The sequence below is a fragment of the Candidatus Pelagibacter sp. Uisw_094 genome (genome assembly GCF_047729535.1).
Taxonomy (GTDB): Bacteria; Pseudomonadota; Alphaproteobacteria; order Pelagibacterales; family Pelagibacteraceae; genus Pelagibacter.
In genome coordinates this window covers 708,625-734,621 of record NZ_CP159823.1, presented here as the reverse complement: position 1 = coordinate 734,621, position 25,997 = coordinate 708,625, and the positions used below count along the sequence as shown (strand labels likewise).

Annotated in this window: 23 protein-coding genes and 2 pseudogenes; 12 read left to right on the top strand and 13 right to left on the bottom strand. The window is 29.5% G+C overall.

Features of this window, described 5'->3' with window-relative positions; translation table 11 throughout:
* Nucleotides 1–35: 35 nt before the first annotated feature.
* Nucleotides 36–1,409 (top strand): magnesium transporter, encoded by a 1,374-nt coding sequence (mgtE, locus tag ABXT72_RS03960; protein WP_415277688.1) that lies wholly within the window; start codon nt 36–38, stop codon nt 1,407–1,409.
* Here mgtE and panC read toward each other — a convergent pair.
* Nucleotides 1,406–2,248: a pantoate--beta-alanine ligase gene (panC, locus tag ABXT72_RS03955; RefSeq protein WP_415277687.1), complete on the bottom strand. Its 843-nt coding sequence runs from the start codon at nt 2,246–2,248 to the stop codon at nt 1,406–1,408. The genes mgtE and panC overlap by 4 nt on opposite strands.
* 4 nt (nt 2,249–2,252) lie before the next feature.
* Here panC and ABXT72_RS03950 point away from each other — a divergent pair, with 4 nt between their 5' ends.
* Nucleotides 2,253–3,068: a sugar phosphate nucleotidyltransferase gene (locus ABXT72_RS03950; protein ID WP_415277686.1), complete on the top strand. Its 816-nt coding sequence runs from the start codon at nt 2,253–2,255 to the stop codon at nt 3,066–3,068.
* The gene (locus ABXT72_RS03945; RefSeq protein ID WP_415277685.1) at nt 3,065–4,363 is read left to right on the top strand and encodes a UDP-glucose dehydrogenase family protein; all 1,299 of its coding nucleotides are present in this window, start codon (nt 3,065–3,067) and stop codon (nt 4,361–4,363) included. The genes ABXT72_RS03950 and ABXT72_RS03945 overlap by 4 nt, the downstream gene beginning before the upstream one ends.
* Here the strand turns inward: ABXT72_RS03945 and ABXT72_RS03940 are convergent.
* From ABXT72_RS03940 to ruvX, 7 genes are read right to left on the bottom strand one after another with little or no spacing between them, the layout of a single operon-like run.
* Nucleotides 4,360–4,821, bottom strand: a complete 462-nt coding sequence (locus ABXT72_RS03940; RefSeq protein WP_415277684.1) for a RidA family protein — start codon at nt 4,819–4,821, stop codon at nt 4,360–4,362. The genes ABXT72_RS03945 and ABXT72_RS03940 overlap by 4 nt on opposite strands.
* A gap of 2 nt (nt 4,822–4,823) precedes the next feature.
* Complete coding sequence (locus tag ABXT72_RS03935; protein WP_415277683.1) at nt 4,824–5,126, bottom strand: hypothetical protein; 303 nt, start codon at nt 5,124–5,126, stop codon at nt 4,824–4,826.
* Nucleotides 5,123–7,714 (bottom strand): type I DNA topoisomerase, encoded by a 2,592-nt coding sequence (gene topA / locus ABXT72_RS03930; protein WP_415277682.1) that lies wholly within the window; start codon nt 7,712–7,714, stop codon nt 5,123–5,125. Before topA ends, ABXT72_RS03935 begins: the two co-directional genes overlap by 4 nt.
* A 37-nt stretch (nt 7,715–7,751) precedes the next feature.
* Entirely contained in the window at nt 7,752–8,327 is a 576-nt protein-coding gene (gene plsY / locus ABXT72_RS03925; RefSeq protein ID WP_415277681.1) for a glycerol-3-phosphate 1-O-acyltransferase PlsY, read from the bottom strand.
* A gap of 2 nt (nt 8,328–8,329) precedes the next feature.
* Complete coding sequence (pyrC, locus tag ABXT72_RS03920; protein WP_415277680.1) at nt 8,330–9,616, bottom strand: dihydroorotase; 1,287 nt, start codon at nt 9,614–9,616, stop codon at nt 8,330–8,332.
* Nucleotides 9,617–10,558, bottom strand: a complete 942-nt coding sequence (locus ABXT72_RS03915) for an aspartate carbamoyltransferase catalytic subunit (RefSeq protein ID WP_415277679.1) — start codon at nt 10,556–10,558, stop codon at nt 9,617–9,619.
* A 42-nt stretch (nt 10,559–10,600) separates the two neighbouring features.
* Nucleotides 10,601–11,056: a Holliday junction resolvase RuvX gene (ruvX, locus tag ABXT72_RS03910; protein ID WP_271521689.1), complete on the bottom strand. Its 456-nt coding sequence runs from the start codon at nt 11,054–11,056 to the stop codon at nt 10,601–10,603.
* Between the two features lie 51 nt (nt 11,057–11,107).
* Between ruvX and gatC the strand changes: the two genes are divergently transcribed.
* From gatC to ABXT72_RS03865, 9 genes and pseudogenes are all read left to right on the top strand, one after another.
* A complete protein-coding gene (gatC, locus tag ABXT72_RS03905; protein WP_415277678.1) occupies nt 11,108–11,395 on the top strand; it encodes an Asp-tRNA(Asn)/Glu-tRNA(Gln) amidotransferase subunit GatC in 288 nt (95 codons plus the stop codon).
* The gene (gene gatA, locus ABXT72_RS03900; RefSeq protein ID WP_415277677.1) at nt 11,395–12,852 is read left to right on the top strand and encodes an Asp-tRNA(Asn)/Glu-tRNA(Gln) amidotransferase subunit GatA; all 1,458 of its coding nucleotides are present in this window, start codon (nt 11,395–11,397) and stop codon (nt 12,850–12,852) included. Before gatC ends, gatA begins: the two co-directional genes overlap by 1 nt.
* Nucleotides 12,853–14,328: an Asp-tRNA(Asn)/Glu-tRNA(Gln) amidotransferase subunit GatB gene (gene gatB / locus ABXT72_RS03895; protein WP_415277676.1), complete on the top strand. Its 1,476-nt coding sequence runs from the start codon at nt 12,853–12,855 to the stop codon at nt 14,326–14,328. It abuts the gene before it with no gap.
* Nucleotides 14,329–14,331: 3 nt separating this feature from the next.
* The gene (locus ABXT72_RS03890; RefSeq protein WP_415277675.1) at nt 14,332–16,272 is read left to right on the top strand and encodes a hypothetical protein; all 1,941 of its coding nucleotides are present in this window, start codon (nt 14,332–14,334) and stop codon (nt 16,270–16,272) included.
* 182 nt (nt 16,273–16,454) lie between these two features.
* A complete protein-coding gene (locus tag ABXT72_RS03885) occupies nt 16,455–17,105 on the top strand; it encodes an O-methyltransferase (protein ID WP_415277674.1) in 651 nt (216 codons plus the stop codon).
* Nucleotides 17,105–18,009: pseudogene (locus ABXT72_RS03880) on the top strand (rhodanese-related sulfurtransferase). Before ABXT72_RS03885 ends, ABXT72_RS03880 begins: the two are co-directional and overlap by 1 nt.
* Nucleotides 18,010–18,018: 9 nt before the next feature.
* Nucleotides 18,019–19,389, top strand: coding sequence for an MATE family efflux transporter (locus tag ABXT72_RS03875; protein WP_415277673.1), 1,371 nt, complete (start codon nt 18,019–18,021; stop codon nt 19,387–19,389).
* Nucleotides 19,352–19,831, top strand: coding sequence for a thermonuclease family protein (locus ABXT72_RS03870; protein ID WP_415277672.1), 480 nt, complete (start codon nt 19,352–19,354; stop codon nt 19,829–19,831). Before ABXT72_RS03875 ends, ABXT72_RS03870 begins: the two co-directional genes overlap by 38 nt.
* 10 nt (nt 19,832–19,841) lie before the next feature.
* Nucleotides 19,842–20,585, top strand: coding sequence for a sulfite exporter TauE/SafE family protein (locus tag ABXT72_RS03865; protein WP_415277671.1), 744 nt, complete (start codon nt 19,842–19,844; stop codon nt 20,583–20,585).
* A gap of 5 nt (nt 20,586–20,590) precedes the next feature.
* Here the strand turns inward: ABXT72_RS03865 and ABXT72_RS03860 are convergent, their stop codons facing one another.
* The 5 genes and pseudogenes from ABXT72_RS03860 to ABXT72_RS03840 form a co-directional block, all read right to left on the bottom strand.
* The gene (locus tag ABXT72_RS03860) at nt 20,591–20,845 is read right to left on the bottom strand and encodes a GNAT family N-acetyltransferase (RefSeq protein WP_415277670.1); all 255 of its coding nucleotides are present in this window, start codon (nt 20,843–20,845) and stop codon (nt 20,591–20,593) included.
* Nucleotides 20,845–21,585: an amino acid ABC transporter permease gene (locus tag ABXT72_RS03855; RefSeq protein ID WP_415277669.1), complete on the bottom strand. Its 741-nt coding sequence runs from the start codon at nt 21,583–21,585 to the stop codon at nt 20,845–20,847. Before ABXT72_RS03855 ends, ABXT72_RS03860 begins: the two co-directional genes overlap by 1 nt.
* 40 nt (nt 21,586–21,625) lie before the next feature.
* Nucleotides 21,626–22,393, bottom strand: coding sequence for an ABC transporter substrate-binding protein (locus tag ABXT72_RS03850; RefSeq protein WP_415277668.1), 768 nt, complete (start codon nt 22,391–22,393; stop codon nt 21,626–21,628).
* A gap of 36 nt (nt 22,394–22,429) precedes the next feature.
* The gene (locus tag ABXT72_RS03845) at nt 22,430–22,993 is read right to left on the bottom strand and encodes a sarcosine oxidase subunit gamma (protein ID WP_415277667.1); all 564 of its coding nucleotides are present in this window, start codon (nt 22,991–22,993) and stop codon (nt 22,430–22,432) included.
* Nucleotides 22,986–25,993, bottom strand: a pseudogene (locus ABXT72_RS03840) (sarcosine oxidase subunit alpha family protein). Before ABXT72_RS03840 ends, ABXT72_RS03845 begins: the two are co-directional and overlap by 8 nt.
* Between the last annotated feature and the right edge of the window lie 4 nt (nt 25,994–25,997).

Here is a 25,997-nt window from a genome sequence, read left to right as displayed (position 1 = left end):
CACTATTAGTGCAAAATTGATTTATAGGTAAATTTATGTCTTTAATAAAAAAAATAAAAGATAAAAAAGTTAATTTTGAGTTTAATAAAGAGTACATAAAAGTTGTTACTTCTAAGATAACTAACAATGATGCTCAATTTATTACGAATTCTTTTAATGAAATGCACCCAGCTGATGCAGCTGATATAATTGAACACCTTGGTCAAAATGATAGAGAAAGTTTAATAAAACTTAATAATTTTAATATAGACCCAGAAGTTTTTATTGAGTTAAACGAGTCAGTACAGTCTGAAATCATAGCCTATCTATCACCCGATACTATTGTTAGACTATTAAAAAACCTTGAATCTGATGATGCGATAACAATTTTAGAAAATGTTGACGAAAAAGATAAAAATACCATATTAAGCTCTCTACCCCCAAAAGATAGATTTGCTTTATTAGAAAGCTTAAGTTACCCAGAAGACACAGCAGCTAGAATAATGCAACGTGAGTTTACGGCTATTCCTAGTAATTGGTCTGTTGGTCAAACGATTGATTATTTAAGAGAAAATAAAGATTTACCTGAAGAATTTTTAGAAATTTTCATTATAGATGAAGGTTTTAAGCCAATTGGAACTGTTCCATCATCGAAAGTTTTAACCACTTCGAGAGAAACTAAAATGCTTTCTATTATGTCAGAATCTCAACTACTTATTCCTGTAGATATGGACAAAGAGGAGGTTGGTAACGTATTTGAAAACTATAACTTAAATTCAGCGGCAGTTGTCGATAAATCAAACAAGTTAGTTGGTATGATTATGTATGATGATGTCCTAACTGTATTAAAAGAAGAAGCAGAAGAAGATGCTTTAAGATTAGCTGGGGTAGGTGATGAAGAAATTACTGATGGAGTCTTAAAGAAAACTAGAAGAAGGTTTAACTGGCTTCTATTAAATCTATTTACTGCATTTCTTGCAACATGGGTAATTAGTCTATTTGGTGCAACAATCGAACAAATGGTTGTTCTTGCATTTTTAATGCCAATTGTTGCTTCTATGGGAGGTAATGCTGGTATGCAAACTTTAGCTGTTACAGTAAGAACCTTAGCAACAAATGACTTAACAAAAAATAACTTTTCACAAAATATCTTAAAGGAATTTAATATTGGTATTTTAAATGGTATTATTTTTGCATTAATAAGTGCATTAGTGGTTCAAATTTGGTTTCAAGACTCTTTGCTTTCACTAATAATTTCTATGTCAATGATAGTTACGATGATTGTTGCAGGGTTATTTGGAATTTTAGTACCTATTACTTTAAAAAAAATGGACATTGATCCTGCTATTGCATCAAGTGTATTTGTAACAACTATTACTGATGTTATTGGTTTTGTTTCATTTCTTGGTGTTAGTGCTTATTTTCTCTAAAAATTATCAATTAATCGGACATTATTGATATAGTAAGCCGCAAAAAGCTTAAAAGGTTTTTTCAAAATACTAGTATTTAGATTTTGTGTGTTTCTACATTCCAAATATTCAATTTTAATATCAAAATTTTTAGATAACTCGTTCTTTAAATTAAATATTAATTTTTTGTAATTCTTTCTATTTTTACTGATCTCATTTTTTAATTTTAATAATTTTTTTGTAATTATTCCTGATTCATTAAAACTTTTTTTATTTAATAAAGAGTTTCTTGAAGATAAAGCTAGCTTGTTTTTATCTCTAATTGTTTTACCTACGTAAACTTTTGTATTGTACTTATTTTCAATGTATTTTTTAACTAAGAAAAATTGTTGAAAATCTTTTTCTCCCATAAACATTTTTTGTGGGGAAATTAATTCAATAAAACGATCCAAAACATCAAGCACACCCTCAAAATGTCCTTTTCTAAATTTTGCACATAATATATTTTGGGATTTATTTAATTTAATTTTATCATGTTTTTTCAAATAAATTTGCGTAATTGTTGGCAAATATATGTAGTCAACATTAAGTTTTCTAAGATAACTCAAATCCTTCTTTAAATTTTTTGGATATGTTTTGTAATCTTTTTTATTATTAAATTGAGTTGGATTAACAAAAATACTTACTAATGTTTTTTTGCAAATTTTTTGTGATTTTTTGATTAATGCTTTGTGACCTTCATGTAAACTTCCCATTGTTGGTACAAAACCTAAACTTTTATCAAACTTAATTGCCTTAATTAAATCAGTTTTTAATTTTATTAATTTCATTTGTAATAAGAATATTAATAAGTAAAACATTTATATGATTAAACAAGCTATAATTCCTTTAGCTGGTCTTGGGACCAGACTGTTACCACTAACTAGTGTTTTCGCAAAAGAGCTTCTACCTATCAATGGAAAACCAGCCCTTGAATACATTCTCGACGAATGTATCGAAGCAGGTATTAAGGAAGTTGTATTTATTATTTCTAAAAAAAAAATGATGATTAAGAAATATTTCTATAATGATAAATTTTATAAAGATATAATTAAAAAAAATGGAGATCTAAAAATTATCAAAGAATATAAGAAAATTCTTAAATACAAAAAAATGATTAAATTTGTTTTTCAAGATAAACCATTAGGAACTGGTGACGCTGTCTATAAGACCAAGAAATTTATTACAGATAAATATTTTTTAATGTTACTGCCTGATGATTTGATAATTAAAAAAAACTGCTCTAAGTCTATGATTCCGATTCATAAAAAATTTAAAACATCGGTTATGGCAAGCATGAAGGTTAATAAAAATGATGTATCTAGATGGGGTATCTACAACATTAAAAAAATAATTGATAAAAATAATTTTATTATTAATAATGTTGTTGAAAAGCCTTCTATAAAAACCTCACCTTCTAATAATGCTGTAATTGGAAGATATATATTGCCTAAAACAATTTTTTCTAAATTAAAATCATTAAAACCAGGAAAAAGTGGAGAATTTCATATCACGGATGCTATTCAAGCTTTAATAGAGGATGATCATCAATTCATTGGTCACAATTTTTCAGGCAAGTACTTAGATTGTGGAACAATGAAGGGTTATATTAAATCAACGTTGGAGATTTCCAAGCAATGAAACTCTGCATAATAGGAACCGGGTATGTTGGTTTAGTAAGTGGTGTTTGTTTTTCTGATTTAGGAAATGATGTTATTTGTGTTGATAAAGATTTAAGTAAAATTGAAAACTTAAAAAATGGTATTATCCCTATATACGAACCTGGTTTAGATGAATTAGTTATTAAAAATTATAAAAATAAACGTTTAAAGTTCTCTACAAATTTAAAAGATTCAATTTTAAAATCAGATATTATTTTTATTTGTGTTGGTACACCAACTAAAAAAAATGGAAATGATGCTGACTTAAGTCAAGTATATAACGTTGCAAAAGAAATTAGCAAATTAGTTAAAAAATTTAAAATTATTGTAACTAAATCTACCGTTCCTGTAACAGGTGGTGATGAAATAGAAAAAATTATTTCAAAAAAAGTGTCAAAAAAACTTTTTTCAGTAGTTTCAAATCCTGAATTTTTGAGAGAAGGTGAGGCAATAAGAGATTTTTATAAACCAGATAGAATTATCATTGGAACAAGTCATAAAAAAACCAATAATGTTTTAAAAAATCTTTACGCTCCATTAACATCTAGAGGTGCCAAATATATTAATACATCTAGGAAAGCAGCAGAATTAATAAAATATTCTTCTAATGCTTTTTTAGCAACAAAAATTACTTTTATTAATGAAATAGCTAACTTGTGTGAGAAAATTAATGTCAACATTGAAGATATCTCTATTGGTATAGGTCTTGATAAAAGAATTGGTAGTCGCTTTTTAAGAGCAGGTCCTGCCTATGGTGGATCTTGTTTTCCAAAAGATACTAAAGCCCTTGTAACCACTGGAGATAAATTCAAAACAAATTTAACAGTTATTAAAAGTGTTATTAAATCAAATAAAAATAGATCATCATTAATGTTAAAAAGAGTGTTTGATATTTTAAAAAATAAAATAAATAATAAAAATATTTGTTTTTTAGGGGTAACATTTAAGGCAAATACTGATGATATGAGAGATTCTTCATGTTTGTCTATGATTCCAGCTTTAATTAAAAAAGGTGCAAAAATAAATTATTTTGATCCTACTGGAGAAAAGTCAGATTTCAAAAAATTTAAGAATGTTATTTTTTCGAACAATATTAAAGACGCAATTAAAAAATCAGATTTAATCATTATACACACAGAGTGGAATGATTTTAAAACTATTAACTTTAAAAAAGATGTGAAAAATAAAAAGTTCTCAATTTTTGACATGAGAAATATTTATTCAGTTAATAAGATGAAAGATCAAAAAATTAAATACTTTAGTATTGGAAATTAATTTAGTTCAAAAATAGCATCAACTTCGACTGATACGCCAAGTGGTAAACTGTTTGTACTAACTGCAGCTCTTGTATGCATTCCAAAGTCTCCAAAAACTGAAACTATTAAATCTGAAGCACCATTTATTACTTTAGGCTGCTCTATAAAGTCTTCTGTTGAATTAACAAATCCTGTTAGTTTCACACAACATTTAACTTTTGAAAGATCGTTATTACAAGCTTTTTTAACTTGGGATATTATATTTAAGCCACAACGTTTAGCTGCTTCATATCCATCTTCAGTTTTTAAATCTTTACCAACCTTACCTTTGATTAATTCTCCATTTGCCGCAATAGAAATTTGTCCTGAGATAAATAACATTTTACCAATTTGTTTTGATGCAACATATGATCCAACAGGATCTCTTGCTTCTGGTAGTTCTAAGTTTAATTCTTTAATTTTATTTTCATATGACATAATTATTTCTCCATAAATTCAGTTAATGATTTGCTATTCTTAAATTTAACAAGTTTTTCTTTTAAATTCAGTTTGTCAAATTTCTTTTTTCCACTCTTAGCATTAGTAGTTATTTTTTCTTTAAATTCTTCAGCTCCAACCGTTGCTTTTAATTTAAGTTCTGAAGATTTTTCTTTTAGATTTTTTGCTGAACACTCTATGTATTTTGCACTAACTTTATCAAACTGAGTACAATCAATTTTTTCAGCCATAGCATTAGATATTAGTACTGATATAATTAATGCTGTAAATATTATCTTTTTCATTTTTTTTTCTTTTTCTTAACTTTTTTATTTTTATCGTATTCTTTTCTTTTCTCAATTAATATTAAAGCTTCTTCCATATTAAGTTCTAAGGGGTCTTTTTCCTCTGGAATTGTTGCGTTAAGAGATTTATATTTAATATAAGGCCCATATTGACCCTTCATTACTCTAACAGGTTTTTTGTCTTCAGGGTGTTCTCCTAGATCTTTTATAATTGATGCAGACATTCTACCTGGCTTTGCCTCCGCTATTAGGGTTATTGCTCTATTAAGACCAATTGAGAAGATTTCCTCAACATTTTCAATTCTTGCTGATTTATTTTCACATTTTAAATATGGACCAAATCTTCCTGAGTTTAATATTATATCTTTTTGATTTTCAGGGTTAATACCTAAACTTTTTGGTAATGAGCATAAAAATTTAGCTCTATCAAGATCCACGCTATCCAACGTAATTCCTTTAGGTATAGAAACATTTCTTAAATTATTATCTTCTTTTTCTACCTTCTTTTTTTTTGTTTTCTTTTTCTTTTTTGTTTCAACTACAACTTCTTCCTTTATTTCCTCAATCTTTTCATATTGTAAGTAGGGACCAAATCTTCCATTTTTAAGATACATGTCATTACCATTTTCATGTTTTCCTATAAACTTTGGTTCAGCTAGTTGAGATTGAGCAGCTGCTTTAGCTTTAGAAAGAGGTCTAGTAAATTTACAATCTGGATAATTTGAACAACCTATAAAAGCACCACCTCTAAAACTGTTTTTTAAACTTAATGATCCACTGTCACATAACTTACATTGTCTATTAATATTTCCATCTTTATCTCTTTCAAAAATTAAACTACCTAGACTGTCGTTTAATAGATCTAAAACTTCTCTAGTTCTTTTCTCTTTAACCTCAGATACATTTTGATTAAAGTCTTTCCAAAATAACTCTAGAACTTTTATCCATCCTTCCTTACCGGTAGTAATATCATCAAGTTGATTTTCTAAACTTGCAGTGAAGTTATAGTCTACATATTTAGAGAAAAGCTTTTCAAGAAAAGCAGATATTAGTTTACCACGATCAGTTGGGTGAAATCTTTTATTAATTGTTTCTGCATACCCTCTAGTAGATATAACAGATATTATACTCGCATATGTTGAGGGTCTTCCAATACCCAGTTCTTCTAATTTTTTAACTAAACTTGCTTCTGAGTATCTTGGTGGTGGCTGTGTAAAATGCTGTTCATCTAATAGAGATTCTATATTAACTGGGCCCTTGTTCATTTCAGGAAGAATATCTTCATCATCATCTTTTTTAGTATCCTTCATAACCTTTAAGAAACCATCAAACTTAATAACAGATCCACTAGCTTTACAGATTGTTCCATTATCGTTAGAGGTTATCGTTATAGTATTTCTATCAAATTGAGAAGGTTTCATTTGAGACGATAGAGCTCTACTCCAAATTAAATCATATAATTTATGCTGATCCGGACTTAGATATTTTTTAACAGTTCCCGGTGCTCGCATAATATCTGTGGGTCTAATTGCTTCATGTGCTTCTTGAGCATTTTTAGCTTTTTTCCCAGAGTAACTTGCTGGGTTATCTGGAACATATTCATCACCAAATTCATTTTTTATATATTTCCTAAAGGTGTCTATAGCGTCCATAGATAAGTTGGTGCCATCTGTTCGCATGTATGTGATAAGACCAATAGTTTCACCGTCTATTTCTATACCTTGATAAAGTTTTTGAGCTATTTGCATTGTACGTGATGCTCCAAATCCTAATCTACCAGAAGAAACTTGCTGTAATGTAGAGGTAGTAAAAGGGCCAGAAGGGTTTCTGTTAACAACTTTACTTGAGATATCATTTATATTGAATTTCTTAGACTTAACTTCTTCAATTGCTTTACCAATTGCAGCTTTATCTTTAAAAGAAAATTTTTCAATTTTTTCATCATTCAATTGAGTAATACTTGCTAATATAGAATTTTTATCATTGTCGTTGAATTGAACACTTAAAGTCCAAAATTCTTCAGGATCAAAAAGTTCTATTTCATGTTCTCGTTCTGTAATTAATTTTAAGGCAACTGACTGAACACGCCCTGCTGATTTAGAACCAGGTAACTTCGTCCATAAAATTGGTGAAATGTTAAAGCCAACTAAATAGTCTAAGGCTCTTCTAGCCATATAAGCATCAACAAGTAGTGGCTCGATTTGTCGTGGGTTTTCAATTCCATGAATAACTGCTTTTTTTGTAATTTCGTTAAAAACAACTCTTTCTACATGCTTGTCTTTAATTAATTTTTTCTCATTTAAATATTCTTTAACATGCCAAGCAATAGCTTCTCCTTCGCGATCAGGGTCAGTTGCTAATATAATTTTTGATGAAATTTTAGCTGCATCTGTAATTTCTTTAAGATATTTTTTAGAAAAACTATCTACTTCCCATTCCATTTTAAAATTATTTTCTGGATCAACAGAACCATTTTTCGAAGGAAGGTCTCTAATATGACCATAACTTGCTAATACAATATAATCATCACCTAGATATTTATTAATAGTTTTTGCTTTAGCTGGACTTTCTACGATTACAAGATTCATTACTAAACAAATTACTTAAAAGACTTAGATAGTCAAATCAATAAATTTTAGTCTTGGTTTCTTCTTTATTTTTCAGTCGTTTGACGTTTTCTCTGTGTGTGTAGAATATAAGCACAAACATTATTATGAAAAAAATTGAATTATAATTTTCAAAAATTATTAAATAAATTGGAACTATTAAACTACCTACAAGTGATGAAAGTGATGAGTATTTTGAAATAAGAAATGTAACAGCCCAACTAACAATAAATACCAAACCCAAAATTATGTTTATTGAAAATAATATTCCAACATATGTTGCAACACCCTTTCCCCCTTTAAACCTAAGCCATATTGGAAAAACATGACCCAAGAATGCACTTAGCGATGCAATAAAAATATAATCGGGATAATTAAATTTTACATATAAAACAGGCAATATAGCTTTTGTTATATCTAGTAATAAAGTTGCGTAGCCTAATGTTTTATTACCTGTTCTAAGAGCGTTTGTAGCTCCAATGTTTCCTGAGCCAATATCTCTAATATCTTTTTTTAAAAATATTTTTGTAAGTATAAAACCAAAAGGTATTGATCCTAATAAATATGAGCTTAATGCAACAATTAAATATTCCATTATTATAACTTAAATAATTCTTCACCTTTTACAAATGTATTAGTGACTTTACCTTGGAGTTTCTTGTCTTCAATGGAGGTATTTTTTGATTTGGAGATAAGCTTATCTTTTTTGACAACCCATGGCTTGTCAATATCAACAATGCAAAAATCTGCTTCATTACCTACTGAAAGATTACCTTTATCAATTTTTAAAATTTTTGCAGGATTTGATGTTAAAGCTTTAATAATAGTTTCTAATTTAACAGAGCCATTGTGATATAACTCTAGACTTAGTGATAAAAGCGTTTCTATTCCAGAAGCCCCTGTAGATGCTTGTGAAAACGTTAATCTTTTTTGTTCTTCATCTTCTGGTTTATGGTCAGATACAATAACATCTATCGTTTCATCTTTTAATCCTTGCACTAGAGCAATTCTATCTTCTTCTGTTCTTAATGGGGGTGATAATTTTAAAAAAGTTCTGAAATCTCCTATATCATTTTCATTTAATGAAAGGTTATTTATGGAGACACCTGTCGTAAATTTAACTTTGTTTTTTCTTTCTTCAATAATTTCAACTGATTTTGCGGCTGAAATTTGTGATATGTGATATCTACATTTAATATTTTCAAGCAACGTTAAATCTCTTTCAATAATTATTCTTTCGGCAACGGCAGGTATTCCAGATAATCCAAGTTTTGTTGCAATAATTCCAGAATTAATCATTCCATTTTTGGATAAATCATAATCTTCAGCATGCTGCATGATTAGTGTGCTCAAATCTTTAGCTGAGTTCATTATACGAGACATCAGTCTAGTATTTTGAATTGTTTTAATACCATCAGTAAATCCAATTATTCCTCTACTTTGAAGTAGACCAAATTCAGTCATGGTAGTTCCTTCAATATTTTTTGTAAGGGCGGCACTTGGAAAAACATTAATTTTAGATTTATCTCTTCCACGTCTTTTTAAAAAATCTACTATTGAAACGTTATCAATAATTGGGTCTGTATTTGGCATAGTAACAACTGAAGTAACACCTCCTGCAAGTGCTGCATTACTTAGAGTTCTAAAATTTTCTTTATATTCATAACCAGGCTCACCTGCAAAGACACGCATATCAACAAGACCAGGGAATATATATTTGCCATTTAAATCTATTACCTTTTCTCTTGATGGAATGTTGTTAGGATTTACCTTTTTACCAATAGCTTCAATTAAACCATCTTCACCAATAATTAATCCACCGTTCTCATTGATAGAGTTATGAGGGTCAATTATATTTGCATTTATAAAGTATTGTTTTTTCATTTATTCACAAAATATTTTTAAACAAGCCATTCTAACTGCAACACCTAGTTCAACCTGTTCCTTAATCACGCTTCTGTTAATGTCATCTGCCAATTTTGTATCAATTTCGATCCCTCTATTCATTGGACCTGGATGCATAATCAAAGCATCATCTTTTGCATGAGCAAGCTTATCTGGAGTTAGTCCATAATATTCATAGTATTCTCTATTAGAAGACAGGAAAGAACTAGTCATCCTTTCATTTTGTAATCTTAGCATCATTACAATATCACAATCTTTCAAACCTTTTTTCATATCTGTAAATGTATTTACGCCAAACTTTTCTATTTCTTTTGGCATTAAGTTTGATGGTGCAATAATGTTAACTTCTGCACCCAACATATTTAGAAGATAAATATTTGATCTTGCTACACGTGAATGAGTTATGTCACCACAAATCGCAACTCTTAAACCTTCAATTTTCTTTTTACGATTTATAATTGTTAAAGCATCTAATAAAGCCTGAGTAGGGTGTTCACGGCTTCCATCACCAGCATTAAGCACTGCACAATTTACTTTTTGAGATAAAAGATTACATGCACCCGAATCCTGATGTCTAATTACAATTATATCTGGATGCATTGCATTTAAAGTCATTGCGGTATCTATTAGCGTTTCACCTTTCTTGACTGCAGAATTTGCCATATTCATTGACATGACATCTGCACCTAATCTTTTTCCAGCTAATTCGAATGAACTTTGTGTTCTAGTGGAGGGTTCAAAAAACAAATTAATTTGAGTTTTACCACTTAATACATTTAATCTTTTATTTTTACTTTGATTTAATTTAATGAAGTCTTTAGCTTCTTCTAAAATGAGATTAACATCACTAATTGATAGATCTTGAATACCTAGGAGGTGTTTTTGAGAAATCTTAATAGCTTTATTTATTTGAGTTGCCATTAAAATTAACTCTATAACTATTATCCATCACTATGGCAAGTATTAATTATTTAAAAAGTCTATTGCCCCTTGTAAAATAAAGGCTGCAGCGTTTTGATCAATTGTTTTAACTCTTTTTGAAACATTAACGTCTAATAAACTTGATAGATTAAATGCGCCAACTGTTGAAAGTCTCTCATCCCACAATATCACAGGTAGGTCTATAGATTTTGATATATTTGATGCAACGTCATTAACTGATTGAGCGGATCTTCCTAGACTACCATCCATATTAACTGGGTTGCCTACAATTATTCCACCAATATTATTATCCTTAATTATTATCTTAAGTTGATCAATTAGTTCGTTTGTGTTGGTTTTGTTTATGGTTTTAAAGGGTGTGGCTATGGATTGTCTTTCATCACAAATTGAGACACCAATTCTTTTAGATCCTAAATCTAAGCCAATAAATCTTACCTTATTTGAGTGTTTTATTTTAAAATCTTCAATTGTGATCATATTGTATATTTTATACTTAAGTGATAGTTTGCCGACATATTTAATTACCACATGACAATTGATCTTAAAACAATAAAGCATATATCTAAATTATCAAGAATCTCAGTTGATGATGCAAAAGCTAATAAATTAGCTGGAGATCTTAACTCTATATTTGATTTTATTAAAAAATTGAATGAACTTAATACTGACAATGTTGAGCCTTTAACCTCTGTTGCAGAAACCACATTAAAATTAAGAGCTGATGAGGTTAAAAGTGAAAATATAAGAGATCAAATATTAAAAAACTCACCAGAAGAAAATGAAGATTTTTTTGTTGTACCAAGGGTTGTTGAATAATGTCAGATATCACATCACTCACATTAACTGAATTAGTTAAAAATATTAAAGATAAACAAATTTCTTCTGAAGAAACTACCAAAGCTTTTATTGATAGAGGAGAAAAGTCTAGAGATTTAAATGCTTACATAACTGAAGATTTTTCTAATGCACTTTTGAAAGCTAAAAGTTTTGATCAAAAACCTAATTTTGATTTAAAGCTTCCAGGCGTTCCAATGGCAGTTAAAGATTTGTTTTGCACTAAAGACGTAAAAACTACAGCGGGTAGTAAAATTTTAAATAATTTTATTCCACCATACGAATCTACTGTTACTCAAAATATTTGGAATGAAGGTGCAATATTACTTGGTAAGTTAAATTGTGATGAATTTGCAATGGGCTCATCTAATGAAACTAGTTTTTTTGGAAATGTACAAAGTCCAATAGATAAAGGTTTGGTACCAGGAGGCTCTTCAGGAGGCTCTGCATCAGCTCTAGCAGCTAATTTAACACCTATTACAATTGGAACTGATACAGGTGGCTCAATTAGACAACCTGCTTCATTTACAGGTACTGTTGGATTAAAGCCAACTTATGGAAGCTGCTCAAGATATGGAATTGTTGCATTTGCATCTTCATTAGATCAAGCAGGGCCAATGTCTAAAGATGTAAAAGATTGTGCATTGCTTCAGGAAATAATTAGCACTTATGATGAAAAAGATTCAACTTCAATTGATTTTAAAAGAAATGAATACAGCAAAGAATTAACAAACAATATTAAAGGTAAGAAAATTGGAATTCCAAAAGAATATAGAGTTGATGGAATGCCTAAAGAGATAGAAGATTTATGGACTAAGGGAATTGAGTATGCAAAAGATTGTGGTGCTGAAATTGTTGAAATCTCACTACCTCATACAAATTATGCATTACCTGCTTACTATATAGTAGCTCCAGCTGAAGCTTCTTCAAACTTAGCCAGATATGATGGTGTTAAGTATGGTTTTAGATCTAAAGGTGAAAACCTTATCGATATGTATGAAAAAACAAGATCTGAAGGTTTTGGTAACGAAGTTCAAAGAAGAATAATGATTGGAACATATGTTTTGTCATCTGGTTATTATGATGCTTACTATCTAAAAGCACAAAAAGTTAGAAAATTAATTAAAAATGATTTTAATGAAGCTTACAAAAAAGTTGATGCAATTTTAACCCCATCAACACCAAGTGCTGCTTTTAAAATTGGTGAAAAAACTAACGATCCAGTTTCAATGTATTTAAATGATATATTCACGGTTCCAGTGAATTTAGCTGGATTACCAGCAATTTCAATTCCAGCAGGAGTAGATGCTAAAGGTTATCCACTGGGACTACAAATTATTGGTAAAGCTTTTGATGAACAAAATATTTTAAACATTGCTTATGCTATGGAAGAGAAAATCCAGTTTAAAAATAAAATTACTGATTGGTGGATTAAATAGATGACTAAAGATAATTCAGAATATTTAATCGAAAGATATGATAATGTTTACGAAGTGGTAATTGGTCTTGAAGTTCATGCTCAGGTTACATCAAATTCAAAATTATTTTCATCTTCATCAACAACATTTGGTGCTGAACCTAATACACAAGTAAGTTTAGTTGATGCTGCATTTCCAGGAATGCTTCCAGTTATTAATGAGTACTGTGTAAAACAAGCAATTAAAACGGGTATAGGCTTAAGAGCTCAAATTAATAAAAGATCAGTTTTTGATAGAAAAAATTATTTTTATGCAGACCTCCCACAAGGCTATCAAATTTCACAGTTTAAATATCCAATAGTAGGAGAGGGTACTATTATTCTTGATATGACTCATGGTCAAAAGGAAGTTGGTATAGAAAGATTACACTTAGAACAAGATGCTGGAAAAAGTATTCATGATATGGACCCACAAAATACTTTGGTTGATTTAAATAGATCAGGTGTAGCTTTAATGGAAATTGTTAGTAAACCAGACATGAGAACTCCAGATGAAGTTAGTGCTTATGTTAAAAAATTAAGATCCATTATGAGATACCTTGGTACGTGTGATGGAAACATGCAGGAAGGTTCTTTAAGAGCTGATGTTAATATTTCTGTTAGAATTAAAGGTTCTGATAAACTTGGAACTCGTTGTGAGATTAAAAACGTTAACTCAATTAAATTTATGCAAATGGCTATTGATTATGAAGCTAATAGACAAGTTGATTTAATTGAAGAAGGTAAAACAATTGATCAAGAAACAAGATTATTTGATACTAAAAAAAACGAAACAAGATCTATGAGATCTAAAGAAGACGCTCATGATTATAGATATTTTCCAGATCCAGATTTATTACCATTAGAAGTAACTGATGAATTTATTGAAAAACTTAAAGCAGATATTCCAGAATTACCAGACGATAAGAAAAAAAGATTTATTGATGAATTTAAAGTCTCTGCTTATGAGGCTACAATATTAGTTTCTGACATTGATACAGCTAAATATTTTGAGGAAGTTGTTGCTAAAATGGGCAAAAACCGAGATATGAAATTAGCCGTTAACTGGATTACAGGTGAATTGTTTGCTGTTTTAAATAATAAAAATTTAGAAATTACACAAAGTCCAATAAGTGCAAAAAATTTGGCAAAGTTGATTAATCTAATTAAGAATGGAACAATTTCTGGAAAAATAGCTAAAACAATATTTGAATTAATGATGGATGGAGACATAGATCCACAAATAATTGTTGAAGAAAAAGGTTTAAAACAAGAAAGTGATCCTAAAGCATTAGAGGCCTTAATAGATAAGATTATCAATGACAATAGAGAAAAAGCTATTGAATATAAGAATGGTAAAGAAAAACTGTTTGGTTTCTTTGTAGGTCAAGCAATGAAAGCTTCAAGTGGTAAAGCAAACCCTCAATTAATAAACGAGATATTAAAGAAAAAACTTTAATATATGAAAAATTTTTTTATATTTTTACTATTTTCAATTTTTACTTTTACATATTCAGTATCATCTGAAGTAACTTATTCAGACGAGGCTAAGCAGATGATGGATGACCATGTTAAATCAAGTGAACTTCTTAAGGTTCCACTCCCTAAGATAAACAGAATTATAAAAGATTTCGACAGATACAAAGATTATCGAACAAATGTAATGGCTAATAATTGGCACTATACATCTTTTATTTGGAAAGAAGAGATAGATGGAAAACTTTTAACTAAAGAGTTTTGCGTAAATGTTATTAGTGAATTTAAAGTGCCAACAACTCCCACAATTAAAGAAATAGTATTTAAAAGATGTTTAGATGCTTTAATGAGTTATGCCCTAATAAATTTTGATGGGGGAATAAAATTATTTGATAAAATAATATTAAACATCGCAACAGCTGATAAAGATTATTGGGTTTACAAGAAATCAGGTAAAGATGATTTTAATCCTACATATTATAATTTATGGGGTGTGCTTTCTCCAGTTATAATGTTTTATGCAGTCAATTATGATCAATTTAACTACACAGATAAACAGCACTCAATAATTCAAAAATATTTTAAAGATAAAGCAATGATAGAACTATTAAATAGAGATGGTAATCGGTCCAGAACAAAGCTTTGTCCAATTGATAAACCCATGAAGTTGAGTAGAATAAAACATAAAATTAGTAATTGTGGAAGTGTAAGATTGAGATTTGCTTCAGCAGAACTAGCCCTAGCAATCTTAATGCAAGATAAAGAGCTTTGGGCTAAAGGTTTATGGGATTTAGATTATGCACTGAGCATGATTGGAAAAGAAGGACATTTCATCCCGCATACTGGAAAGGGATGTAAGGCTCTAGGTTACTCATGGGATACAAGTAAATTAATTTCAATGAATGTAGAATTACTAAATTTAGCAAATTTTAATCTACTCGATTACAAAACAAGAAATGACAAAACTATAGCAGAAGCTTACGAGCAGTTATTTAAGATATATGACGATATTACATTAGTTAAACATATAGCAAAAAAGGGGATAGGTGCTTGGTCTTGTGGAACGAAACCATTTAAAACTCATCAAGAACATATAGTATATCAGTTTGGTGGAAAAAAACTATATGAAGAGGCATTAGAGGAAAATTGGGTACCCAATAAGGACGATTATATAAATTGGTCAATTAGATTTGTTACTGAAAAACATCCAGAATGGTTAGAGGGAAAATTTACACCTTATGAAATCAAAGTATTTCCATGGTTGAGCCAATATTATTATGTTCAGGCATTCGAAATATTTAATGCAAATATAATGTCCGAAGGAGACAACCTTTGGAAAAAAAAACTGTCAGAAAAACCAAAAGATTATGAAAAAAAGATAACTAAAACTCAAATAACTGAATCAATTTCAGAACCACTGCAAGAAAATTTTACAATTTTTAATATTTATAATGGAATATTTAAGCTGAAATCAAAAAATGTAAACTTCTCATCAAATACAAATCCAATTAAACCTAAGAAACAAATGGAACATCAATTATATAAAGCATTTATCAAAGGTTATTTGACAACTGAAGATAAAAAGAAAATTAGATTTGATGAAGCGTTGGTTTACCAGGACAAATTAACAGATGAGATGAAGGATCAGATTTTAGTTATTTTTATAGGTGAGGAGCCTGGTAAATATAATATTATGCCTTTCTTTAGACACCGTGAAAATATTAGAAAAAAATGTAGTACGAAATTGATGAAGGGGGGTTGGATGAGCTTTATAGGCGAGACTAATACTGTAAATCTTGCAGAAAACCAACAATGTATTCATAATTACTTTTCAGAAACAGATGATGCAGAGTCTCTAGAATTGTTTGAAAGTACTTTAGCTGGGACAAATTCTATTTTAAAATATTTACAAGAAAATGTTAAATAATAATTAGGTAAAATTTAGATAGGATTTTAAGGGACAACTGGACGTAGACTAGACGTGAGGTAGATAAAATAAAAAAATTTTACTTATTTCCCTCGTTCAATTATAAATATTAGCATAAATACTCATGAAATTCATTAATGCCCTCGTGGTGAAATTGTTAAACATAAAGAACTTAAAAAACCATGGGTAAGAATCTTGAAATTACTGAAAAACTTGAAAAGTACATAAATAATTTTAGTTTAAAGTTAAATCCCATTCAGCAAGAAATAATTGATTACAATAATACACTTGGAGATGTTAAGAGAATGCAAGTTGCAACATCACAATGTCATTTTCTTCATTTGATTATAAAAATTTCTAATATTAAAACAGTGCTTGAGATTGGAACCTTTACTGGGTTAAGTGCACTTTCTATAGCATTAGCATTACCAGATGATGGTAAACTTGTAGCGCTTGATAAAGATGAAGGAACAAACAAAATTGCATTAGATTTTTTTAAAAAAGCTAATCAAGATAATAAAATTCAAACAATCGTTAAGCCTGCATTAGATAGTTTAGATGAGTTAAAGAATAGTAAATTTGATATGGTTTTTATTGATGCTGATAAAATGAATTATAAAGAATATTACGAAAGATCATTAAACTTAATGGATAAAGGTGGATTGATTATTGTAGACAATGTTTTATGGCATGGTGAAGTTGCTGATGAAGATAATTTAGATAAATATACAATAAATATAAGAGATTTTAATACTTATGTTGCAAACGATAAAAGAGTGGAACAAATCATTGTACCTTTAGGCGATGGAATGACTCTTTGTAGAGTGTTGTAATGTTCGATGTATTTGGTTTTTACAAATTTAAAAAACTTACTTCTTTAAAAAAAAATAAGGTTTTACTGCAGGATTTTTTAATTAAAAAAAATATCCGAGGAACAATAATTATAGCCAGTGAAGGAGTAAATGCAACAATCTCAGGAAAAACTAGCAATCTAAAGTCAACTATCACAAAGATTAAAAAGATATTAGATCTTAAAAAGTTTGATAGTGAAAATATTTCAAAAAGTAAATTTCAACCATTTCACAAACCAAAAGTTAAGATTAAAAAAGAAGTGGTCCCTATGGGTCTTTCCTTATCATCAAAAAATAAAAAAGATAATCATGTTGACCCAAAAAAATGGAACAAGTTGATTAATGATAAAGAAACATTAGTTTTAGATTCAAGAAAACCATTTGAGTATAATGTGGGTACCTTTAAAAGATCAATTAATCCTGATGTTGATAATTTTAGAGAATTTCCAAAATACTTAAATAAACTTAAAAAAACAAAGCCAATTGCAATGTTTTGTACTGGTGGAATAAGATGTGAGAAAGCTTCAGTATTTTTAGAAAAAAAAGGTTTTAAAAATGTTTACCAATTAAAAGGTGGAATTTTAAATTACTTAAAAAATGTAAAAAAAAAGAAAGTTTGTGGAATGGGGAATGCTTTGTTTTTGACAACAGAATCAGTGTTAAACATGGATTGGTAACTGGAACATACTCAATATGCAGTGGATGTAGAAAACCTGTTTCACCAAAAGATAAGAAGTCTAAAAAATACGAGGAGGGTGTTTCATGTATTAACTGTCATGATAATTTAACTCAAACACAAAAAGAGAGATTTCGAATGAGACAAAAGCAAATAAACCTTGCAAAAAAGAGTGGTTCAAAGCATATATTTCAAAAAGAATTTAAATAGGAAAAATAATTGTCTAAAGACATAAATTTAACAAAAGATCCAATTTGGTCATTACTTAAAAAAGTAACCATTCCAGCTAGCGTTGGTTCATTGTTTCAAACATTTTATAATTTAGTTGATACATGGTTTGCTGGTAGAATTTCTGCTGAAGCTATAAGTGCAATCGCTAAATCATTTCCAATTTATTTTGTCATCATCGCTGTTGGTGTTGGTATTGGTGCTGCAACAAACTCTTGTATTGGTAATTTATTAGGTGCTAAAAAAATTAATAAAGCTTCACTATTTATTGCCCAGTCAGTAATTTTTGCATTAGTCACTTCAATTGTTGTTACTTTATTTGGATTAAATGCTTCTGATTTTCTCTTGGGCGTCATGGGTTCTGATGCTGCTGGTATCGCTTTAACTAGAGAGTACTTAGATATAATTTTTTATGGAACTTTTATAGTTATGATCCAAATCTCTTTAAATGGAGCCTTGAATGCACAGGGAGATACTAAGAGCTATAGAAATGTTCTTATCTTTAGTTTCTTTTTAAATATTTTTTTAAATCCATTATTTATCTGGGGATACGGAATTGTTCCAGCTTACGGCATCGGTGGCCTTGCAATAGCAACTGTTATAGCTCAATCAATTGGTACAATTTATTTAGCTTATAAAATTAACTCATGTAAACTAAGAAAGTATTTATCTATTAAATGCTTTATTCCTAAATTTATTCTTCTTAAAGAATTGTTCTCACAAGCAATGCCAATAATGATTAGTATGTTGTTTATTGGTGTAGGTATTTTTAATATTTTATATTTTATTGGACAATTTGGTGATCTTGCAACGGCAGGTTATGGTGCAGCTTTAAGAGTTGAACAAGTTTTCTTACTTCCAGTAATTGGTTTAAATACAGCAGTACTTTCTATTGGTGGGCAAAACTTTGGTGCTAAGAATTACAACCGTATTAGAGAGCTTTATACTAAAGCATTATTTTTTGGATCTTCATTTATGGCTTTAGCAGGTGTGGTTTTATTCTTCGGTGCAGAGTTTTTTGTATCTCAGTTTACAGACAATGCAGAAGCCATTTATCATGGTGCCATATATTTAAAAGTTGCTGCATTAATAGCTCCAATTTATCCTGTGTTCTTTATTACAACGGCAGTTTTCCAGGCACTTAAAAAGCCTGTTTACAGTCTTTACTTAAGCGTTCTAAGATTAACTGCATTTCCTTTCTTGTCATTATGGTATGTGATTAATATCCGTGGTGGTGACTATGCAGATATATTTTATACAATCATGGCAACAAATTGGTTTATGGGTATTGCAGTAATCATCTTTATTGGATATTTTTTAAATAATGTTTTTAAACAAAAGAAAAACCATTTTTCTTATTAGTGCCTCTGCACTGATATTTATTTTAACTATTAACCAAGTCAAATCTCAAATAATCAAAATCGTTGATGGAGACACAATTCATCTTAACGGAGAAAAAATTAGATTTACTGGAATAGATACACCTGAATTAAAACAAACTTGCCTTAAAGAAGGTGTTAAGAATCCTTGTGGAGTTACAGCAAAAAAAATCCTTATTGATAAAATTGGAAACGATAATGTTGAATGTATTAGTGAAGGAAAAGATCAATACAAAAGAACACTAGCAGAATGTTTTGTTAACAATGAAAGTCTATCAAGCTATCTAGTTAGAAGCGGGTATGCATTTGCCTACAGAAGGTATTCAAAAAAGTTTGTAGCAGATGAGGATTTTGCAAGAATTAATAAAATAGGTATGTGGTCTATGGAGTTTGACTACCCTTGGGATTACAGAAAAAAAAATTAATCTAAAATGAATGGAAATTAATTATCTATTTATTTTATGTGTTGTACCTGCAATTCTTTTGTATGGTGTAGCAAAATCAGGTTTGGGTGGTTCAATATCTTTAATATCAATTCCATTAATGACTGTGGTTATGCCCTTAAATCAGGCTTTAGCAATTATTCTTCCAATACTCATATTTTCAGATTTTATTGCAGTATATAGGTTCAGAAAAGAATTTGATCTTAGTATAATTAAGTTAATAGTTCCATTTGCAGCACTAGGTATTTTTATAGGATCATTTACTTTTTCTTATTTCTCTGAAGAATTACTTAAATTTATAGTTGGTATTATGGGTTTTTTATTTGCGAGCCATTATTTTTTGTTCAAAAAAGATAAAATTATTCCTACAAAAAAAAACTTTTTTAAAGGTGCTATATTCTCAACCATAGCAGGATTTACAAGTTTTTGTGTTCATGCTGGAGGTACACCAACTAGTATATATTTACTTCCCCTAAAGTTAAAAAAAGAAATATATGTTGGCACAAGAGTTGTATTTTTCACATTTGTTAATTTAATTAAACTTCCGTTTTATCTGCATTTATCAATGATCACTTCGGAAAGTTTTTTACAGTCTGTTATACTTATTCCATTTACAATAATAGGTATCTTTATTGGTTATAAAATACTAAAAATTATTGATGAAAAGTTATTTTATAATATAATTTATCTACTTATTTTTTTAACAAGCACTAATCTAATTTATAACTTTCTTTAATTAATTTATATTTTAAAAAGCTTTTCACCTAAAGGACTGATTGGGTCTTGAGGTATAGGTTTAATTTTAGTTTTTTCCTCAATAATACTTAGTAGTTTTTTAGCTAGTCCTCGACGTCTAAACATAGGGCTAACAAAGATGTACTCAACTTCAGCTCCCTCATTATACCTAACAAAACCAAGTGTAGTATTAATATTTTTAAAGGTAATAACACCATCACTTAGATCAACTTCATAATTTATATTATCTAAATTACTCATTAATTATTGCCATCTTGTTCAAGTTTTTTCTCTAATTTTCTCACAAAGAATGAAACAATTAATATTAAAATTAAATACTCTAAAATTAAAAATGTATAAATTTCTAATGGTCTATAAGTTGACACAACTAATTCATTAGCTTTTCTTGTTAAGTCACCAATACCTATAATTGATACTAATGAAGACATCTTTAAGACATATACAAACTGGTTACCTAATGCAGGTAAGATGTTTTTTATCGCTTGTGGAAGGATTACTAATCTTAATCTTTTATAAAAAGTTAACCCTAGTGACGAACCTGCTTCCCACTGTGATTTTTTAATTGAGTTTATACCTGCTCTAAAAATTTCAGCTTGAAAAGCACTCTCACTTATTGCTAGCGCAATTATTCCAGACACAAATGGACTGAAACTTAAACCAGTCATTATAGGTAGACCATAATAAATCCATAAAATTAAAACAAGCAGAGGTACTGCTCTTACAATTTCTACATATCCAATATTTATATATGTTAAAAATTTATTCTTAGCTAAAGAGGGTATTGCAACAATAAATCCTAAGATCGCAGAAATAATTATAGATATTACTGAAATATAAATTGTTGTTGTTAAACCACTTAGTAAAAATTTTAGGTTAGTTAATCCCTCAACATTATTAGGTGAAAGAATAAACCACCCTAACTCTTGACCACTACAAGAGTTAAGAGGTAAAATTAAAAGTAAAAAAAGTAAATTTTTCACTCTTAAAATTATAATGAATTAGAGATTAATATCTAATTTTTTATAAGCTTTTTAAATTATACTTAGCAAGGAGTTTACTGAAGAAACCAGATGATTTCTTATCCTTAATCCACGCATTAACATAATCATTCCAAACCTGATCTTTTTTACCAACCATCATTGCTAAAAAGGCAGGATTTTTCTCTCCATCAGGAACAATTGCTAATTGAGGGTATTTTATAACTAATTTATTGGCCTCTGTTGAACTTGTAATGTTTCCATCTGCTCTTCCAGCTAATACTTCCTGAAAGTCTCTTGCAGGAGATTCAACTGATTGCAATTTAGACATAGGAAAGAACTCTTTAGCTTTTTCTTCTTGAGATGTCCCTAGTGTTGTAGCAATAGTTACACTTTTATTGTTTAAAGAATTCCACGTTGAATATTTTTTTAAATTCTTTTTAAGTACTAGTGGAACAGTTCCATACTTGTAGTAAGAGTCTGTAAATCCAGCAACTTCTGCTCTTTTTGGAGTTTTAGTTACACTTGTAGAAATATCATATCTTCCTGCAGTAATTCCTGAAACAATAGTTTTCCATTCTGTGGGTACAAAAGTAATTTTTACACCCATATCCTTTGCTAATTCTTGCATGACATCAATATCAAAACCAACATACTTATTAGTAGCTGGATCCTTCATAGTCATTGGATCCCAGTCGCCTGTAGTTCCAACTTTTAACTCACCAGAAGATAAAATCTGGTCAAGTTTAGTTTCTGCGTTAAGAGAGAAGGGTAAAAGTGCTAATAGCACCACAAAGAGTATTTTTTTCATACACTTCATATAGCAAAGATTTAAGAAAATATAAGGTTACAACCTTGACGCACTATCACTGATCCAAGAGTGTAAATGTTGAGAAAAAGAGCGTCTAACAAATAAATTTACCTCATTTATTTCCGTAAGATAAATAATTACATCAATATGAGATAAAATTGTTTGAACAACTGAACCTTTCTTATTTTTAAATTCATTAAAGTTAAAAGGCGACCCTGTAGCAAATAAATCAAAAACTTTACTGCCCTTTATATTCAGCATTACAAATTGGTCACTCACATCAGTTACAGCACCCAATTTAACTTTAGATATATTTTTGATTAATTCATCTTCAACTTGATAGGTATTATTGTCCTCATTCAAAGTTTCATTTGATATCAGCATCCATTCATCAGGACTTAACCAAAATGCAGTTAATTTCTCTGCTGTTGTTGATGTATTAGCTTCAGTTGGTAAGACCATATTAAGATTTTTACCAATAGCTGTAATAAAATCTTTTGTTTTACCTCTTATGATTAACTTCATAATGGGTTTAATTTCTTTAATTGCTAAATCAGAATAAGTTATGTCTCCCTTAATAGAGGTTTTATAATTAAGCATTTAACCTCACATTTTCTTTATCAAAAAAAACAGGATCAACAATAGTTACATTAATATTTTTATCTTCCATAGGAATGAATAATTTTTGTCCTAGCATATTTTTTCCACCTCTAACTACAGCTAGTGCAATTGATTTATTCAAATTAGGGCTATAGTAACTTGATGTTACATGACCCAACATTTGAACGGGTGTTTGGTCTGTATTAGCAACTATCTGAGCTCCTTCTTCTAAAACTTCATTTGGATTATCTGTCACTAAACCCACTAATTGCTTTCTATCTTCTTTCATGGTGTCTGATCTATAAAGAGATCTTTTACCAATAAAGTCATATTTCTTTTTACTAACAATCCAATCCATTTGTAAATCTATGGGTGTCATTGTTCCATCAGTATCTTGGCCAACAATAATAAATCCTTTTTCTGCTCTTAATAAGTGCATCGTCTCAGTGCCATAAGGTGTGATATTAAACTCTTCACCTGCTTCCATGCATTTCTTCCATAAATCTTCACCATAGTTCGCCTGAATATTGATTTCATAACTATGCTCACCTGTAAAACTAATACGCATAATTCTACATTTTATATTATCAATTTTTGTATTCTTGAAAGACATGTGTGGAAAGCTTTCATCGGAAAGATCAAGATCAGGTATTAATTTATTCAGAATTTTTTTACTATTTGGGCCACAGATACTAGCTGTTGCATAATGATCAGTAACTGATGACAAATAAACATCTAGCTCAGGCCATTCTGTTTGAAGGTAATCTTCTAATTTTCCTAATACGTTTGCAGCACCACCAGTTGTTGTTGTCATGATATAATGATTTTCATCAAGTCTAGTTGTGACACCATCATCATAAACCATACCATCTTCATTAAGCATTAAACCATAACGACATTTTCCTATGGCTAGTTTTGACCATGCATTTGTATAAACTCTATTTAAAAATTCTGAAGCATCAGTTCCTTGAATGTCAATTTTACCAAGTGTTGAAGCATCTAATATACCAGCACTATTTCTTGCAGCTTTACTTTCTCTTTGAACTGCATCATGCATAGTTTCATTATTTTTTGGATGGTACCAAGCTCTTTTCCACTGTCCTACATTTTCAAATTCAGCTTTGTTTTCTATATGCCAGTCATTCATTGGCGTTCTTCTAAATGTATCAAAATATTCACTAACATTTCGACCAACAATTGTTCCAAATGTTAAAGGTGTGTAGGGGGTCTAAACGTTGTTGTTCCAAGCTCGCCCATCTTAATTCCAGCAGTTTCCGCAATAATACCAAGGGCATGCATATTACCAAGCTTACCTTGATCTGTACCCATTCCAGTTGTTGTATATCTTTTTACATGTTCAATTGATCTAAAGCCTTCTCTTAGAGCAAGTTTAATATCTTTTGCAGTTGCATCATTTTGATAATCAACAAAAGGTTTTGTTTTTCCTAAAACTTTATTAGATGGAAGTAACCAAATAGTTCTAATCTCATTATCTTTTGGACAATTTATTTTTAAATTGTCAAATTCAGTTTCTTTTATATTTAGAAATTCTTTTAAAGATTTTGTAGAATTTTTTATAATATCATCTAATTCAAAATCCCCATTGCTTGAGCCAATACTAATTTGATCAGATGGGTATGTATCTGGAATAAAAACTTGGTCTTTTTCTCTAAATTTTAATTTACCTCCAGATTGAGTAAATAAATGAACTGCTGGTGTCCATCCACCAGCAATAGCTAGACAATCACAATCAAGATTAATTTTCTCTTGGCTAGTAAAAGACTGTCCGTCTCTTGATAATTCCATTATCGTAATTTTATTAATTTTTTTATAACCTTCCGTATTTACAACTGTGTGTGATCTATAAACTTTAATCCCTAAATCTTCAGCTTCTTTAGTAAATACAGTATTAGATTGTTCTCTAATATCTATGATTGCTTCAACCTTAATACCTTTTTTATTTAGTGAAATTGCACTTTCATAAGCCGTATCATTATTAGTAAAAAATATATTTTTTTGACCTGTTGCAACACCATAATAGTCTGCATATTTTTTAACTGCAGATGAAAGCATAATGCCTGGTCTGTCATTATTGTTAAATACCAGAGGTCTTTCTAAAGAGCCAGTAGCAACAATAACTTTTTTAGCTCTAATTTTTAACAACCTTTGTCTTACCTTTTTATTTTTTTCATTTTTAGGAAGGTGATCAGTTAAGTTTTCTCTTGCTAATAAATAATTGTATCCATGATAAGAGGCAACACTAGTTCTTGTTTTAATTTCTAGATTTTTAATGTTTCTTAATTCGTTAATTTCATTCTCTAACCATGCAGAAGAATTTTGATCATTTATTTTTACATGTTCTGAGTTTTGGAAAATTGTAGATCCTCCAATTTTATTTTTTTCATCAAGTAACAATGTTTTAAGATTATTTTTTGCTGCAGTTTTAGCGGCCATAATTCCACTAATACCAGCTCCAATTACCAAAACATCACAATGGATGTATTTATGATCATATATGTCAGGGTCAGGCTCAGTTGGTGATTTTCCTAATCCAGCAGAATGTCTTATAACATATTCGTACTTCTCCCAAAAGTTAGCAGGCCACATAAAAGTTTTGTAATAAAAACCAGCAGGCAGAAGAGGGGATAAGAAATTATTTATACCTCCAATATCAAAGTTAACACTAGGCCAACAGTTTTGGCTATTTGCCTCAAGACCGTGATATATCTCAAGTTCTGTTGCTCTAACATTTGGTTCTGTAAGTGCCGTATTGTTATTAACCTGTACGATTGCATTAGGCTCTTCAGAGCCAGAAGTCATTATTCCCCGAGGTCTATGATATTTAAAACTTCTCCCTACTAAATGAATATCATTTGCGAGTAAAGCTGAAGCAAGTGTATCACCTTTGTATCCAAAATAAGATTTTCCATTGAATTTAAAAGAAACTCTAGAGGTTTCGTCAATATATTTACTGGTTGTAACTCTTAAATTTTTTTGCATTAAA

Excerpts from the sequence above, each read along its gene's own strand:
- mgtE (WP_415277688.1), top strand. The coding sequence starts at position 36 with ATGTCTTTAATAAAAAAAATAAAAGATAAAAAAGTTAATTTTGAGTTT.
- panC (WP_415277687.1), bottom strand. The coding sequence starts at position 2,248 with ATGTTTTACTTATTAATATTCTTATTACAAATGAAATTAATAAAATTA.
- ABXT72_RS03950 (WP_415277686.1), top strand. The coding sequence starts at position 2,253 with ATGATTAAACAAGCTATAATTCCTTTAGCTGGTCTTGGGACCAGACTG.
- ABXT72_RS03945 (WP_415277685.1), top strand. The coding sequence starts at position 3,065 with ATGAAACTCTGCATAATAGGAACCGGGTATGTTGGTTTAGTAAGTGGT.
- ABXT72_RS03940 (WP_415277684.1), bottom strand. The coding sequence starts at position 4,821 with ATGTCATATGAAAATAAAATTAAAGAATTAAACTTAGAACTACCAGAA.
- ABXT72_RS03935 (WP_415277683.1), bottom strand. The coding sequence starts at position 5,126 with ATGAAAAAGATAATATTTACAGCATTAATTATATCAGTACTAATATCT.
- topA (WP_415277682.1), bottom strand. The coding sequence starts at position 7,714 with ATGAATCTTGTAATCGTAGAAAGTCCAGCTAAAGCAAAAACTATTAAT.
- plsY (WP_415277681.1), bottom strand. The coding sequence starts at position 8,327 with ATGGAATATTTAATTGTTGCATTAAGCTCATATTTATTAGGATCAATA.
- pyrC (WP_415277680.1), bottom strand. The coding sequence starts at position 9,616 with ATGAAAAAACAATACTTTATAAATGCAAATATAATTGACCCTCATAAC.
- ABXT72_RS03915 (WP_415277679.1), bottom strand. The coding sequence starts at position 10,558 with ATGGCAACTCAAATAAATAAAGCTATTAAGATTTCTCAAAAACACCTC.
- ruvX (WP_271521689.1), bottom strand. The coding sequence starts at position 11,056 with ATGATCACAATTGAAGATTTTAAAATAAAACACTCAAATAAGGTAAGA.
- gatC (WP_415277678.1), top strand. The coding sequence starts at position 11,108 with ATGACAATTGATCTTAAAACAATAAAGCATATATCTAAATTATCAAGA.
- gatA (WP_415277677.1), top strand. The coding sequence starts at position 11,395 with ATGTCAGATATCACATCACTCACATTAACTGAATTAGTTAAAAATATT.
- gatB (WP_415277676.1), top strand. The coding sequence starts at position 12,853 with ATGACTAAAGATAATTCAGAATATTTAATCGAAAGATATGATAATGTT.
- ABXT72_RS03890 (WP_415277675.1), top strand. The coding sequence starts at position 14,332 with ATGAAAAATTTTTTTATATTTTTACTATTTTCAATTTTTACTTTTACA.
- ABXT72_RS03885 (WP_415277674.1), top strand. The coding sequence starts at position 16,455 with ATGGGTAAGAATCTTGAAATTACTGAAAAACTTGAAAAGTACATAAAT.
- ABXT72_RS03870 (WP_415277672.1), top strand. The coding sequence starts at position 19,352 with ATGTTTTTAAACAAAAGAAAAACCATTTTTCTTATTAGTGCCTCTGCA.
- ABXT72_RS03865 (WP_415277671.1), top strand. The coding sequence starts at position 19,842 with ATGGAAATTAATTATCTATTTATTTTATGTGTTGTACCTGCAATTCTT.
- ABXT72_RS03860 (WP_415277670.1), bottom strand. The coding sequence starts at position 20,845 with ATGAGTAATTTAGATAATATAAATTATGAAGTTGATCTAAGTGATGGT.
- ABXT72_RS03850 (WP_415277668.1), bottom strand. The coding sequence starts at position 22,393 with ATGAAAAAAATACTCTTTGTGGTGCTATTAGCACTTTTACCCTTCTCT.
- ABXT72_RS03845 (WP_415277667.1), bottom strand. The coding sequence starts at position 22,993 with ATGCTTAATTATAAAACCTCTATTAAGGGAGACATAACTTATTCTGAT.